At 35.4% G+C, this 15589-nt stretch carries 13 protein-coding genes; 8 read left to right on the top strand and 5 right to left on the bottom strand.

Annotated features, from left to right (window positions below; all coding sequences use genetic code 11):
• The first annotated feature begins 13 nt into the window (after window positions 1–13).
• Genes pheS through A8143_RS10025 form a run of 8 tightly spaced genes read left to right on the top strand, consistent with a single transcriptional unit; the run spans window position 14 to window position 6949 of the window.
• On the top strand, window positions 14–1048 hold the full coding sequence (gene pheS / locus A8143_RS10060; RefSeq protein ID WP_066758643.1) for a phenylalanine--tRNA ligase subunit alpha: 1035 nt from the start codon (window positions 14–16) through the stop codon (window positions 1046–1048).
• 10 nt (window positions 1049–1058) lie between these two features.
• Complete coding sequence (ytxJ, locus tag A8143_RS10055) at window positions 1059–1439, top strand: bacillithiol system redox-active protein YtxJ (protein ID WP_066758641.1); 381 nt, start codon at window positions 1059–1061, stop codon at window positions 1437–1439.
• A complete protein-coding gene (locus A8143_RS10050; protein WP_066758636.1) occupies window positions 1436–2161 on the top strand; it encodes a LytR/AlgR family response regulator transcription factor in 726 nt (241 codons plus the stop codon). The genes ytxJ and A8143_RS10050 overlap by 4 nt, the downstream gene beginning before the upstream one ends.
• Before the next feature lie 3 nt (window positions 2162–2164).
• Window positions 2165–3238: a glutaminyl-peptide cyclotransferase gene (locus A8143_RS10045; protein ID WP_066758634.1), complete on the top strand. Its 1074-nt coding sequence runs from the start codon at window positions 2165–2167 to the stop codon at window positions 3236–3238.
• Window positions 3238–3912 carry a 16S rRNA (cytidine(1402)-2'-O)-methyltransferase gene (rsmI, locus tag A8143_RS10040; protein WP_066758632.1) on the top strand — a complete coding sequence of 225 codons (675 nt, stop codon included), beginning with the start codon at window positions 3238–3240 and terminating at the stop codon, window positions 3910–3912. The genes A8143_RS10045 and rsmI overlap by 1 nt, the downstream gene beginning before the upstream one ends.
• Before the next feature lie 5 nt (window positions 3913–3917).
• Entirely contained in the window at window positions 3918–4937 is a 1020-nt protein-coding gene (locus A8143_RS10035; protein ID WP_066758630.1) for a quinone oxidoreductase family protein, read from the top strand.
• Between the two features lie 18 nt (window positions 4938–4955).
• Window positions 4956–5897 carry a lysylphosphatidylglycerol synthase transmembrane domain-containing protein gene (locus A8143_RS10030; protein ID WP_066758629.1) on the top strand — a complete coding sequence of 314 codons (942 nt, stop codon included), beginning with the start codon at window positions 4956–4958 and terminating at the stop codon, window positions 5895–5897.
• A complete protein-coding gene (locus A8143_RS10025; RefSeq protein WP_083261319.1) occupies window positions 5894–6949 on the top strand; it encodes a glycosyltransferase in 1056 nt (351 codons plus the stop codon). The genes A8143_RS10030 and A8143_RS10025 overlap by 4 nt, the downstream gene beginning before the upstream one ends.
• 305 nt (window positions 6950–7254) lie before the next feature.
• On the opposite strand, the gene A8143_RS10020 is transcribed toward A8143_RS10025, so the two are convergent.
• The 5 genes from A8143_RS10020 to A8143_RS10000 all read right to left on the bottom strand — a co-directional run bounded on the left by A8143_RS10020 (window position 7255) and on the right by A8143_RS10000 (window position 15540).
• A complete protein-coding gene (locus A8143_RS10020) occupies window positions 7255–8478 on the bottom strand; it encodes a T9SS type A sorting domain-containing protein (protein WP_066758625.1) in 1224 nt (407 codons plus the stop codon).
• The gene (locus tag A8143_RS17060; protein WP_175437527.1) at window positions 8475–8642 is read right to left on the bottom strand and encodes a hypothetical protein; all 168 of its coding nucleotides are present in this window, start codon (window positions 8640–8642) and stop codon (window positions 8475–8477) included. The genes A8143_RS10020 and A8143_RS17060 overlap by 4 nt, the downstream gene beginning before the upstream one ends.
• 92 nt (window positions 8643–8734) lie before the next feature.
• Window positions 8735–10240 (bottom strand): T9SS type A sorting domain-containing protein, encoded by a 1506-nt coding sequence (locus tag A8143_RS10010; protein WP_066758623.1) that lies wholly within the window; start codon window positions 10238–10240, stop codon window positions 8735–8737.
• Window positions 10194–13499 carry a S8 family serine peptidase gene (locus A8143_RS10005; RefSeq protein ID WP_066758616.1) on the bottom strand — a complete coding sequence of 1102 codons (3306 nt, stop codon included), beginning with the start codon at window positions 13497–13499 and terminating at the stop codon, window positions 10194–10196. Before A8143_RS10005 ends, A8143_RS10010 begins: the two co-directional genes overlap by 47 nt.
• A gap of 103 nt (window positions 13500–13602) precedes the next feature.
• Window positions 13603–15540, bottom strand: coding sequence for a SpoIIE family protein phosphatase (locus tag A8143_RS10000; RefSeq protein WP_066758614.1), 1938 nt, complete (start codon window positions 15538–15540; stop codon window positions 13603–13605).
• Window positions 15541–15589: the final 49 nt, after the last annotated feature.

Raw genomic sequence — 15589 nt, 5'->3', positions numbered from 1 at the left:
GTTACAAGCCTCCATGGGTTTAGAAAAGAAAATTGAAGAAATAAGCAGTGAAATGAATAATTTTCAGGTGACTACTCCTGAGGAATTAGAAGCATTTCGTATTAAATTTTTAGGGTCAAAAAATTGTATTAAAGGTCTATATCAAGAATTGAAGACCGTTCCTAATGAATTGAAAAAAGAGTTTGGTCAAAAAATTAACGCACTAAAACAAGAAGGTGAGGTAAAATTTGAAACTGTAAAGTCTCAGGTTGGAGCTGCGAATAATGGATCAAATAAAGAAATAATTGATTTAAGTCGACCTGCCGAAGAAATGGCAGTTGGCTCTAGACACCCTTTAATGGTTGTAAGGAATGAAATTATAGAAATTTTTAATCGAATTGGTTTTAATGTTTCTGAAGGTCCAGAAATTGAGGATGATTGGCATAATTTTTCAGCATTGAATTTTCCTCCTGAGCATCCGGCAAGAGATATGCAGGATACCTTTTTCATAGAAAAGGGTGAAAACGAAATGGCCCTAAGAACACACACATCTTCGGTTCAAGTGCGGGTAATGGAAAACTCAAAACCCCCAATAAGAACAATTTCGCCGGGAAGAGTGTATCGTAATGAAGCTATTTCTGCGAGAGCACATTGCTTTTTTCATCAAGTTGAAGGTTTGTATATTGATAAAAATGTATCCTTCGCCGACCTGAAACAAACCTTACAATATTTTGCAAAAGAGATGTTCGGAGATAAAACTCGTATTCGATTACGTCCTTCTTATTTTCCTTTTACTGAGCCCAGTGCAGAGGTAGATGTATCTTGCACATTATGTAATGGAGATGGTTGTAATGTTTGTAAATATACAGGCTGGTTAGAGATTTTAGGTTGCGGTATGGTCGATCCAGCAGTGTTGGATGCGGCAAATATCGATAGTAATATATATTCCGGTTTCGCTTTTGGAATGGGGATAGAACGAATTACGCAGTTAAAGTATCGCGTAGGAGACCTGCGTCTTTATTCTGAAAATGATATCCGATTTTTAAATCAATTTAAATCGGCCTATTAATATTAAGGTTATGGGATTATTTGGATTTGGTAAGCAAAAATCAAAAGAAAACAAGATAAATTGGGTGAGTTTAAAAGACCCAGAAACGTTAAATCATCTGATTGTCAAAGATTCATTTGAAAAACCAGTTGTGTTCTTTAAGCACAGTACACGATGTTCTATTAGTTCTATGGCATTGAATAGATTAGAGTCTAATTGGAATATAAAGGATGATGAAGCAGTACCTGTTTATCTTGATTTAATTCAATTTCGGGCAATTTCTAATGCGATAGCTGAACGTTTAGCAGTTGTTCATCAATCTCCTCAAATAATAATAGTAAAGGAAGGAAAAGCCGTTTATTCTAGTTCACACAATCAAATCGATGCAGAAACAATAAAAGCAAATTTATGATTAGAGCGGTTATTATTGATGATATTCCCGAAGCTAGAAAAGTACTTCAAGCTGATTTGGAAAACTATTGCGTAAACATCCAAGTAGTTGGAGAAGCCGAAGGAGTAGTGTCAGGTGCAAAAATCATCAATGAACTAAAACCTGATTTGGTATTTTTGGATATTCAAATGCAAGACGGAACAGGATTTGATTTACTTGAAATTTTACCAGATCCTAATTTTAAACTCATATTTACAACAGCTAGTGACGAATACGCTGTCAAAGCGTTTAAATTTAGTGCGGTCGATTATCTTTTAAAACCAATTGATCCAGACGAGTTGATGGATGCTGTTAGTAAAGTTGAACAGCAAGATCAACCAACTGACCGCATAGGGCTATTAAGAGAAAATTTCAATCAACCTAAAAGAATAGCGCTGAATACATTAGATAAAATTCATATTGTCGAAGTTGTAGAAATTCTCAGATGTGAATCAAATGTTAATTATACGCAGTTTTATTTTACGGATGGCAGTAAACTCTTAGTCACCAAAACACTTAAAGAATTTGATAAATTGTTGAGTGATCATTATTTCATTCGTGTGCATCAATCTCACTTAATTAATGCAAGGTTTATCAAAGAATTTACTAAATCCGATGGCTATATTTTTATGAAAGATGGAACTAAGGTGCCTGTGTCCACCCGAAAAAAACAGGTGTTAATGGAAATGATTCAAAACTTTTAACGTATGAATATTCGCATAATAGCTTATGCTTTTTTAATGGTTTCGTTAACCTTATCGAGCTGTAAAGATGAAGAAAGACCGGCTGAAAAACCAATAAATACTCCAAGTATACCAGCTCAACTGACAAAGCCTTTTCAAGGAACTAAATTAAACCTTGGGCAACCATTACTTGTAGAGATTAAAGTCAATAAACCTGAAGAGATTAAAACAATGACGGTTTTTGTTGCGGATACCGTTTACAAGGATAATCTTCCAGTCGAAAATCAAACCATTACAGTGCAAACCTCAGGAAATAACAAGGTTGGTCGCGTAAATATTCGATTAGAATATACGAATAATGATGGTGAATTAATGGCGGATAATCGGGAAGTTATTTATTTTTCGGATATGACACCCGGATATAAATCGGCAAGTATAGTTGAAACATATAATCATGATGTATCCTCCTATACTCAAGGGTTGGAATTCTGGCAAGGTAAACTTTTTGAAGGAACGGGGCAATATAGTCAGTCAATATTAGCTGAAGTAGATTTGGTTACCGGTAAAAAAATTAGGGAATATAAGCTTCCTGATGCCAACTTTGGGGAAGGAATTTCGATCTTGAATGATACTATTTATCAATTAACCTATCGTGCTGAAAAATGTTATATCTACGATATGAACTTTAATTTGATTGGTTCGCATATGTATGACGGAGAAGGATGGGGATTGACCAATGATGGTAAACACCTAATCATGACGAATGGAAGTGATCATATTTATTGGAGGAATCCAAAAACGTTTGCTGTTGAAAAAAAGATTTCTGTTTATGATGATAAAAGAAATGTGGGGAATTTGAATGAGCTTGAATTGATTGATGGGTTTCTGTATATTAATTTGTACACAGAGAATAGAATTGCACAGGTAGATACTGCGTCAGGTAAAGTAGTCAACTATATTGATTGTTCGGTATTGGCGGACGCAGCTGTTCAACCCGGAGTTGATGTTATGAATGGTATTGCGCATAACCCTTTAAATGGTAAAATTTATATGACCGGTAAATGGTGGCCAAAACTATTTGAAGTAAGTTTTAACTAATGGGAAAATTAACAGTTGTTCCAACTCCAATTGGGAATTTGGAAGATATGACGTTTCGAGCGATTCGGATCTTAAAAGAATCAGATGCCGTTTTAGCTGAGGATACTCGAACCACATTAAAGCTATTTCAAAAATTTGAAATTGAAAATAAACTTATTGCTCATCATTTAAATAATGAACATAAAACTGTAGGTCGAATTGTAGAAGAATTGCAGAATGGACTTGAATACGCTCTTGTTTCAGATGCGGGAACTCCGGCTATTTCAGATCCTGGGTTTTTATTGGTTCGTGAATGTTTGAAGGCAGGAATAGAAGTGGAATGCTTACCCGGCCCAACGGCATTTGTGCCTGCGCTGGTAAATTCGGGTTTTCCTTGTGAAAAATTCGTTTACGAAGGTTTTTTACCTACCAAAAAAGGTCGTCAAACAAGGATTCAAAAGATCGCGGAGGAGGAAAGAACGGTAGTACTTTACGAATCGCCGCATAGAATTTTAAAAGCGCTAGGTCAATTTCAAGAGTTTTTTGATGAAGATAGGAGGATTTCGGTGTCCAGAGAGATTTCTAAGAAATTTGAAGAAACCATTCGTGGTACAGTCAGTGAATTGATTACACATTTTACGGAAAACCCAATAAAGGGGGAATTTGTAATTGTCATTGAGGGAAAATCAAAATAGCACCTATGAAAGCAGTTTATTTAGAAAAAAAGGGAGATCCTAAAGTTGCTTTTCAAGTTAGAGACAAAGAAAAACCGGTACCGAAAGAAAACGAAATACGTATAAAAGTAGAAGCTTTTGGATTAAACTATGCCGATGTAATGGCCAGAAATGGACTTTATCGTGAAGCTCCTCCAATGCCTTGTGTGTTGGGCTACGAAGTGGTTGGTGTGGTTGATCAAGTAGCTAACGAATCTGACAAGGATTTAATTGGAAAACGTGTGGTTGCATTTACCCGATTTGGAGGATATGCAGAATATGTTGTTACCAATAATTTGGCGGTTTCAATCATCGATGATTTAGAAGTAGGTAAAGGTTTATCGATAGCAACTCAATTTGTGACCGCGTACTATATGAGTCATGTAATCACACAATTTTTTCCTGGGGATAAAGTCTTGATTCATGCCGGTGCTGGTGGTGTTGGTATGGCCTTGATTCAATTTTGTAAACAGCAAGGATGTGAAGTTTTCGCTACAGCTGGCTCCAATGAAAAATTAGATTTTATGCGCCAATTAGGGGCTGATCATGTGATTAATTATCGAAGCGATGATTATGAAGTTGAAATTGACAAAATTTTGGGAAAAGACCGTTTAGATGCCACTTTTAATCCAATCGCAGGAGAGACATTTAGAAAGGATTTTCGTTTGATAGGTGCTGGAGGACGTTTAATTCTATTTGGTGGTTCTGCACGTTCGGCAGGTAAATGGGGAATTTTTTCTACTCTTAATTTTGTGCGTAAAATGGGGTTGGTATTACCGATTGGTACGATGATGCGTTCCAAATCGATCCTTGGTGTTAATATGTTGAAAATTGGTGATCAACGCCCAATGGTTTTAAAACATTGTTTGGATGAGGTGGCAAAATTAATGCTGGCCAATAAGTTGCAAGTACATATTGGTGGTGCTTTCTCGGTTGATCAAATCGATGAAGCGCATGAACTTTTGGAGTCTCGAAAATCAAAAGGGAAGCTATTAATTCACTGGTAATAGTTATCTTGGATTCAAATGACTGAATTTAAAATACGATCATCTCCATTACTTTTTGGACTGAAACTTGTTTTTGGGGTGGGTTTGATTGTAATGGTCATTTATCGTTTGTATGAAATGGTCACAAATCAGGCCTACGATGATCTCTTGGATAATACGAAACATTATCAGTACGCGATTTTGGCTATTTTACTGATGCCTATAAATTGGTCGTTGGAAGCATTAAAATGGAAAGCACTTATTCTGCCAATTAAACCCATTCGGTTTGCTGAAGCCATAAAGGCTGTATTGGCCGGGTTGTCTACTGGAATTATGACGCCTAATCGGGTGGGGAATTTTATTGGTAGAATTGCATTCATTGATAAAGCGGATCGTACGCATGCCGCGTTTTTTACCTTAATCGCAAATCTTGCTCAGTTCGTAGTTTCAATTGGTTGTGGCACAGTTGCATTTCTATTTACGCAGCAAATAAACTTTGAAATTTCAACTTACTTTTTGCAAATAATCAGTTTATTTATTTTAATTTTTGGCATACTGATATATTTAAAACCATCCCGAATTGTCCGGAAACCTCTCAAACGATTTTTGCCAAAGGATATCGAAGAATCAGTTAAATTTGTTAGTGAAGCAAGTAGTGGAATAAAGCTAAAAATTATTGGATTAAGCTTGTTTCGATATGGCATATTTGTAAGTCAATACGTTTTAATTGTATTTACTTTTATGCCCCATTTATCGATTTATGAATTGTACATGCACATCATGTTAGTGTATCTATTAGTCACTGTTCTTCCATCTTTGATTTTTGGCAAATTATTTATGCGTGAAGCTGCTGCATTGATTGTTTTATCTGCAATTGGGGTGTCTACCAGTGTCATTTTATTAACTGGATTTATTTTGTGGTTCGTAAATATTGCATTACCGGCACTGGTTGGCGGTTTCTTTTTAATTCGAAACAAATGATTTGGTGGGTCTGCTTTATAATAGTTTGCGTACAATTTTTGCTGGTCATCTTATTGAGGTTAGTTGCACTTTTTAAACTTTCATCTAGTAATATTGTAACAGGAAAAAATGCGAACATAAGCGTAATCATTCCTTTTCACAACGAATCAGATAGAATTATTGAACTAATTAATTCGTTAAATAAATGTTTGATAAATCAAGGGGTTGAGCTGCTTTTTATCGATGATCATTCAACAGACAATAGCATTGAATTAATAGAACAAAACTTAAAGCACCCATTCAAAATAATATCGAATTCGGAACAGAAGGGTAAAAAATTTGCAATCAAAAAGGGTGTAAAGGTTGCCCAATACGAAACGATTATTACCTGGGATGCTGATATTCAATTGCCGTCCGATTACTTTATTCAAATTCAGCAATTGCAGACGTCTGATATGGCTGTTTTACCGGTAAACATGAAGGCAAATTCGTTAATTGGTGCATTATCGATTATTGAATTTAAATTTTTAAGTGCCTTAAATTTCGGATTAGCTTCAATAAAACAGCCTATTTTGGCAAATGGAGCTAACCTCTTATTTTCAAAAAAGGCGTTTTTAAAAGTCGATAAGCAAAGAAATGATTATTTAGTACCCTCCGGAGATGATGTTTTTTTATTAAATGCATTTTTACAGAATAATCTTAAAGTTGAGTTAGTTGATTCAAGTAATTGTGCTGTGACAACGCAGGCGCCAGGCACTATGGTTAAGTTATTACAACAACGAAAACGCTGGGCGGGTAAAATCAATCGCATGTTATCTGCTCCGGTAATTTTAGGATTTATCTTATTGCTTGCTGTCCAGGTATTATTGTTTATTTCGTTAATCAATTTGGGGAAAAATCCACTTTTTGGTGTAGTAATTGGATTGAAATACCTTGCTGAACTTATTTTAATTTGGCGATGGGAAACTAGCATGCGTATGACTGCTTTAACCTTGCTCTTGCATCAAATTTGGTATCCTTTTTATTTGTTGTTACTGCTGTTACCATTTAAAAAAGAAACACGGTGGCAATGATCATTGAACGGACAATTGCCGTTAAATAAATCGTCTTCGTATTTTTCACATTCTAAACGTACCGTAACTTTTGAATTCTCTGAAAGTGTAAACGTTAATTTATTAGTATTAAAATAGCAAGTATAATGGTGTTCGCAAGCAATGATTAGAAAAGCAATGGACAATATTAAGGGTACAAATCGTTTCATTTTTAAGCTTTATCTAAAAATATCGAAATTGTGAGTTGAAAGCAATAGCGTTAAAATAATTTAACAATTTTCTTGATATAAATAAAGTACAACGAAGCTTCCCTATCAAAATATACATTATTGAAGCTTTAAGAATTTAATGACATTCATTTCCGTGTCATTTGTTATTGAAATTGTATAAACCCCAGCAGAAAGATTACTTACGTCAAGTATTTTACGATTGCATTTGCAATCATTTTGATAAACCGTTCTTTGTCCAAGAGAATTTATAATGGAAACCTCAGAAAAATCAAATGAGGACTCAACCGTTAACACATTTTTAACGGGATTGGGGTATAAAAAAATGGTTGCATTTTCGGGAATTTTAGGATTACACTCTTCAGTCCAAAAAGCCACATTACCCATACAATCAGTTTTTGAAACCACCATTGTTCCTCCTGACCAAGATTGTGATAATACAATATAGCCCCCATCTCTACTTTTTATTATTTTCTTAAATCCTCCTTCAGGAGCATCAAACGTGGTTTCATAGTAGGCAGCTGAATCTAATCGATTGAACTTTCTAAAATTAAATTTTTGTTCTGTTATTTCCATTAAACCTGTTATCACATCAGAATCATCACATGAGTTATCTACTACTTGATCTATTAATTCGATTTGGATAGAATCGTTTATATTTTTAAAGTCACCTGTTGTAGGATTAAGTGAATATAATTCACCATCAAACATATTATCCTTAAAATAATAACGATCGTTAAATTTAAATATGCTACTTACCTTTATATCATTTGCTGGAAAATGACGTGGCACCCTCAATTCCCAGATAATATCACCTTTTAAGTCAATTTTATATAGCAAAGCATCAGAACCTACTTCTTCAGGGGAACCAATAGATGCACCAACATATACAGCCGAATCTATTTCTGTCAATGAAGTGGCACTTTCCCATGAAATTAGTTCTCCATCCCAAGGTCTTTCAATAATATTTTGCCAAATAATAACACCTTCATCATTAATTTTAGTTATTAAGAGGTCGATCGTTTCTGTATACCGAACTCCTAAGAGGATATAATTACCATCAGATGTAGCAATTATAGAGTTAAACATACGCGCAGCTATTACTTTTTGCCATAGAATTTCGCCCTCTTCATTGATTTTCCATACCAAAATATCCTGAATACCATCTTGATCATCAACAGGGTATGAAAAACTTGTGGAAGCCACAAGTACACCACTATCATGGGCGTTTACAATTTTTGGACCAAATTCATGACTGGGCGTAAAACCATAAATAGTATCCCATTCTACAACGCCATATTGGTTTATTTTTATTAGTCTCACATTTTTTTTGAATAAGTAACGTCTGACATGGCATAGATATCGCCTGCTTCATTTTCCACAATATCATGTCTAATTTGTGTTACTGATCCCTCTGGATTTTCTAAAAAAACCTGAAAGGTTGATTGTCCGATGACGGGATAAGAAACAATCAAAATATAGATCAACCATAAAGTTTTCATACCTATATAAAGAAACGAAAAACCCGTACCATTTGTTGCCTGGGTTACTAAAAGACAGAAATCTTAAAAATTAAGATTTAAAACTTCACAAACTTTGCTGTCACATTTTGTTCTTTCCCCTCAATTAAAACCGAATAAACTCCACTGGCTAAATCACTCACATTTATTAATTTACGATTGCAATTACATTCGTTTTTATATACCGTAATTTGCCCTAAAGCGTTTATTAACGATACCTCTGAAAAATCAAATACTGCCTCAATGGTCAATCTATCTTTCACTGGGTTGGGGTATAATAGGAGTTCCTGACCTTCCGGAATTTTTGAATTACAATCCTCGCTCCAATAGGCAACATTGCCCATACAATCTGTTTTTGTGACTAGCACGGCACCAGAGGTTTGTGACAACATTATATATCCCCCGTTTCTACTTTTAATAATCTTTGCAAAAGCATCCTTGAGTGTGTCATATGGTACTTCGTAGTAGGCAGCAGAATCTAAACGATTATATTTTTTAAAATAAAACTGTAATTCGGTTATTTCCACTATACCTGTTAAAGCATCTCCGGTCCCGTCACATGAATTATCTATTACCAGGCCGTCTAAATCCAGTTGTATTGAATCTGTAATATTCCTAAAACCTCCCTGCTCAGTGAATGTATAAGTTTCAATTATGTCACGATAGTCTGCTATAAAATAAAGTTTATCATTAAATTTAAAGATATACTCTATCATGCGGACGTCATGTTTTTCTCTACTGGGTATGCGAATCTCCCAATTTATATTTCCATCCAAATCAAACTGATATAACAATCCATCTTGCCAATTAGATCCTACTAATGGGTATGTAAAATAGGCAGCAATGTAAACAAAACCATTAATTTCTACTATTTTTTTTTGGTTTACCCAAGCTATTTCACCCTTATCAAACATACGTTCAATAATTTTTTGCCAGAGGATATTCCCGTTTTCATCTATTTTCGTAATCAATAGACCCAGCCTTTCGTTATAATGACTTCCTAGAAGGATATAGTTGCCATCAGATGTAGCAATCATAGAATGAAATGAACGAGCAGCAATCACTTTTTGCCAAACAATTTCTCCTAACTCATTTATTTTCCATACCAAAATATCTTTATATCCATCCTGATCATCTACCGGGTAGGAATAACTGGTGGAAGCTACGATAACCCCTCCGTCATGCGCATTTACCAATCTTGGGGAAAATTCCTGATGAGGGGTAAAATCATAAATGGTGTCCCATAGCACTGTACCATTCGCTTTTATTTTTACAAGCCTCACATCTCGTTTACCTCCGTCAACTGAAGAAACAGCATATATTTCGTCTGTCTGACTTTCAACAATATCATCTCTTACTTCTACTGACCATTCTGGACTCTTTGAAGAAAATTGGAAGGTTGATTGTCCTATAACAGGACAAGAAATAATCAAAATATAAATAAACCATAAACTTCTCATACCTGTATAAAGAAACGATATACCCGTACCATTTGTTGCGTGGTACGGGTATTTTTGTTTATTTTTTAAGGATTTTAACAGTAGTGTTTCTTTGTGTTTTTTCATCAAATACACTTAAAAAGTATATGCCATTGGCAAATGATGACATATCAACATCAAAGGTGCTTGTGTTTTTATAATTACTATCAAAAACAAGTTGTCCTGTAGGATTGTACATGATTACTGAGAAATTTTGTAAATCATGAACATTAACATATAAAATATCCGTAACAGGGTTAACATAAGTGATGTTTATCAGGTTGGTTTGATCTTCTTCTGTTTTCAACTCTTCATTATTAAAATAAACGGCCGTACAGGCATTTATTCTACCATAACCTAATTCTAAACACCTTCCATTTGGTTCCATGGTGGTGTAGTCATATCCCCCAACTTTATCCGAACTGAGTCGTATTATTTCATACACTTCTTCATTGGTCAAATCGGCATCTTTTTCAAGCAAAAGTGCTGCTAACCCACTGACCATTGGTGCTGCTGCAGAAGTACCGGAAAAACCATAATAATCTCCTACCGCATAACCAATTCCTATATCTTCAGGAAACCCGGTTCCTTCATCAGAAAAATCAGTACTCATAATACAAACTCCGGGTGCTACAACGTCTAAATCTTTAAAGTATGAGCTGCCCCAATTGCCTTCAATGGGATCAAAACCATCATACTTTTTCTTGATTTGATCAACCGGATTGGTTGCTCCAACACTGAATACCATTGGCATTGCAGCCGGGATGGAAATATATTCACCATTTCTGTTTCCGGCAGATGCCACTAAAACAATTCCTTTTCCATCTCTACCTGATAAGTGGCAAGCTTGTAAGGATGAATAGAACCCAAATCCCATTGCCTCTTCAACGGTCATCCCATTATACCCAAAACTCATATTGATAATATCAACTTGTCTTTCAATTAGTGGATCGGTAAGTAATTCCTGAAGCAGACCATCAAACTGTGCCGTTGTGCCTGACCATAAACTTGGTATGAGCATGCTTTCATGGGCAACACCAACAATTCCCTCGGTATTGTCAATGTCCGCAGAAATAATTCCGCTGACATTTTGCAAGTGTGCTTCATTCCAGGCAGCGTAATAAACGTCATCAGCATCATTATAAATCGGTACCACCGCAGCTTCCCCTTCAACGTCTCCAAAAGCTGCCCAACCATCTAGAAAAGAACCATCCAGATCCGGGTGGTCCCATTGTACACCGTGATAATCAATAACACCTACCACAACACCATCTCCACTATAAGAAGGTCCTGTACCGTAGTCAAACTCAAAATTCCAAGCACAATCTAATCCAATATTTGCAGTGGGGTCCGTTGCTGTACCATTGCAAGTGGTTTCACTGCCAATTGCCCACCACATATCATCATAATAAGGATCATCAGGGCCGTCATGTGGTCTAAAAAGCCGTAAACTTGGGGTGACTATTTTTATAAATTCTTCGGTGTCTTCTTCCCATAAATCAGCGGCAATGTCCATTGTTAGTGTTGCGCTCGTTAATGAATGATTGGTGTAATTTTGATTTGCTTTTAGTATAAAAACACCTCCATCAATACCTGAAGGTGGGTAATAAACCACATCTAACTGATTACTTGTGGCAAATGAATCCACTTGCGTATCGGTTAAATCAGGATCATTGAAAACAATCTCAATATAATTATCTATTCCTGCGTATAATTCGTTTGCATATTTCTGAGTATTATTTCTGGTCTGTGTAGCAACTAAATATTCTTTATAAAAATTGGGTTGACTTTCAATAACCGTAATCATAGAATCAATTTCTGATTCACTCGCTTCCGGATCAAAATAAATATAATGAATCCCATCATCAGGAAAAAAATCACTATGGCTTACTATTGTTGAATCGACATCAACAAAGCGGCTCGAATCTATCAATGCAAATGAATACATTCCAGGTTGTTGACACCATACAGACTTTTCTCCGTTAAGATAAAAGTAGGAGTAATCAACATTCTGTAGTAAAACAAATTTTATAGCAGTCATCTGTGTTGTGCCAACATAATGAGACAGCCCTGTAATGTAAACAGAATCAGCAACGACATGGATATTATAAGCTGTATCTCCCAGCCCCAGACTATTATACTCAGTAGAAAGTAAAACCAGCCCGTCAGCAGAATATTGAGTAAAAAAGAAAGAGCTGATGTTCCCCTGATCCGCAATTGTTCCAGTTATAAACACTTCACCACTATCATTGAGTGCAATTTTTTCGGCGCGTCCTTCCACAGAGTTTTCAATATTTCCAAATTCCTTCACCCAAATTTCGTTTCCTGATGCATCATATTTTATAGTTAATGCCTTGAATAGACCAGCTGACTTTCCAGTATAACCGGTCACATAAACGTTTCCGTATACATCAACGGCCAAATCTTTCCCTTCATCATCAAAAGTACCACTGTAATTTTTGATCCAAACTTCTGTTAAATTGGAATCCAGTTTTATAGTTTGTACATTTTTGTTACCGGCTATTTCAGCATATCCAGTGATGTACATATTACTTAGTGAATCAGTTACCATATCAGAAGCTTCAACCATTGTAGCCCCGGCAATATCTGTCCTGTTTGTTGAACCTATTGCTCCCGTTGCCGGATTGAGCTTTATTGTTGCTAAATCCCAATCTCCAATACCACTTGCGGAAATTCCTGTAACAACAATTTGACTATTGATCACAATTTTAGTTGCAGCGTCATGTAAACTTGTATAATCATAATATGCTGCCCATTGGAAGGTTCCGGTTGAAGATAATTTAATTACTCCGTAATCACCAAAACCACCTAGAGCCTCTGATCCACCGGCCACATAAACGTTACCAGAACCATCTAATTCAACAGTGGTGGGAATATCATTACCTCCTCCTGTTCCATTCCACGTGTAACTCCAATCTAAATTACCGGTGCTACCATCATATTGATAAACGGCGTAATCATAATCTGTCCCAGTATTTTCAATTGCAGCAATTACAATTACGTCACCAGAAGCATTTATTTTGACATCTACACCATAATCAGCTCCATCAGTTAATGAACCTGATTGAGTTTTCATCCATAGTGTATCTCCATTAACACCATATTTCAATGTAACCACGTCAATATCCCCTCCGACATCTACGTTACCTGTTACTATCAAATTACCTTGGTGTACCACACTTGAAGAATGATAGATTGCTTCACTAATCTCAGGTGTTTGTGCCACCCAAGCTGTGTCCAAAAATGGATGTTGAGCGGTACAAATATTTGGTAAGACAATTGTAATGGCTAAAAAGCCAAATAATTTTTTACATAAATTCTTCATGATTTTTAGTTTTGGTTTATTTTTTTCTTCAAAAGCTACGGCTATTTATGAAGGCAAAAAACAGTATAAATACTTAATAATCAATATTAAAATGATAAATTATTCAAGTAATATGCCTAAAGGCTAAGAAGCAAATGTCGTCTGTTTGATCGTATTTTCCGCGCCACGATGCTAAATTGGTTTCTATCGTTTTTGCGATATGATCAGGAGATAGCTCTGAATTTGTAACCAATGTTTTATATAAGGCGTTTCGTGTAAATTTTTTATGCTTTTTGCCGCCAAATTGGTCTACCGTTCCGTCGGTGTACATAACGATAAGATCATTTGCTTCTAGTGGAATATCTTGCTCGTTAAATTGCTTTTTGGCACCAGGTAATATCCAACCAATTGGAAATTTGTCAGGTGCTATACGGAGTAGCGAATCACCTCTAATAATAAGTAATTCACGTTGGGCTCCGCTGAATTGTAATTCATTTGTTTTTTTATTTATACGAATCAGTGATATATCCATTCCGTCTTTTACTTCAGATTGCATTCCGTACTGCCCCAAGACTTCGGCAACTTTACTATTGAGGTAATTTAATAGTTCTGCCGTATTGAAAATGTATTTATCTTTTACACCATAATTCAAATATGAAATTCCTAGGATACTCATTAATGCGCCAGGAACGCCATGACCCGTACAATCAACAACAGCAGCGAAACGATAATTTTCGTTTTCATAGGTCCAATAGAAATCACCACTTACGATGGATTTTGGCCGATAAAATAACCCAAATGGCCCTAGTACTTCCTCCAATAATTCTGGTTTTGGTAAAATACTTTTTTGTATACGTCCTGCGTACCTCAAGCTATCTGAATAATGTTGAATTTGATCGTTGAGATTATTTCTAGATTCTAGTACAAGGAATTTTTGAATCTCTAATTTTTCTTTTTGTTCTTCAAGTTCTTTTTGTCGTTCTTTTGCATTGATTTTATAAGCGGCAAAATGATCCGCAATTTCTGTTTGTAAGGTGTTAAAATTTCGTATTAAATCTCCAATCTCATCTTTACGATTTTCAGAAACAAATGTGGTTTTAGTTTGGAAATCACTCTGTATAAAACTGTATATACCTTGAGATAATTCAAGTATAGGCTTTGATAAGTTTCGGGCAGTGTAAATAATTAAATATCCTAGCGCTAAGATGAATAGTGCACCATAAATGATGAATAGAGTACTGGTTTCTGTTCTATAAATATTACTTCTCTCGATAGATTTTTCGGTAATATTATCTAAATGAGCTAACAAAGCTTTTGAGTTAGTATCTATTTTCTTTCGTAAACCATGATTTCGGTTAAATCCGATACTTGTATCCAGTTGAACATATTCTGAAAAAGTTTTTTGATAGCTTGATAATAGAAATAATGCAACATCTGTTTCTTCATGGCTATTTGTTAACGTGTTTTCTATTTTAGCTATTAGGCTGAGATTATTCTCGAAATAATTAAGATCATGGCGCAGCATGTAATCTTTCTCGCTCCGCCTTAATTGTAACGTCATTGCTAAAGGAATAATGTGTGCATACTCATCTTGCAGTTGATGGATGTAATTTCTAAACTCTCCTTCTTTACCATAGTTGTAGAATCCTTTTTGCAAGGTTTTGTCTTGTAGCTCACTGGTGTTTTGATTGTGTTCGTTGATGAGATCTCGGAGATAAATAATTTCATCAGCTAGTTCGAATTTTAAAGTTAATTCATGTTTTTGAATACGCGCTGTTACGTTCATTAAACTATCAATATTCCGAGTAAAATATTGAAGGCTTTGACAAGTCTTATTGATATGGAATTCGTTTGTTCGGCTATCAGTTAATAGAAATTCACCTTGTAATTGCAGACTTTTGTAAATCAACGTTCGTGTATCTTCAATGTGATGTTGGTATTGAGATAGTTTTACTTTACCCTTTTGATAGGTGTCATTGATGTAAACAAATACAAGTGTAAAGAGGGAGATAACGATTAGAGAAACCGCTATTTTAATACGGATGGGAATGTTTTTTATCACATTGCAAATCTACCGCTCATGTGTTGTGAAAGGTTAAATATAGTGTTAT

This window comes from Crocinitomix algicola (assembly GCF_001661595.2).
In the GTDB taxonomy this organism is placed as follows: Bacteria; Bacteroidota; Bacteroidia; order Flavobacteriales_D; family Crocinitomicaceae; genus Crocinitomix; species Crocinitomix algicola.
The sequence above is the reverse complement of the archived record's forward strand: the minus strand, read 5'-3'. Positions and strand labels throughout refer to the sequence as shown.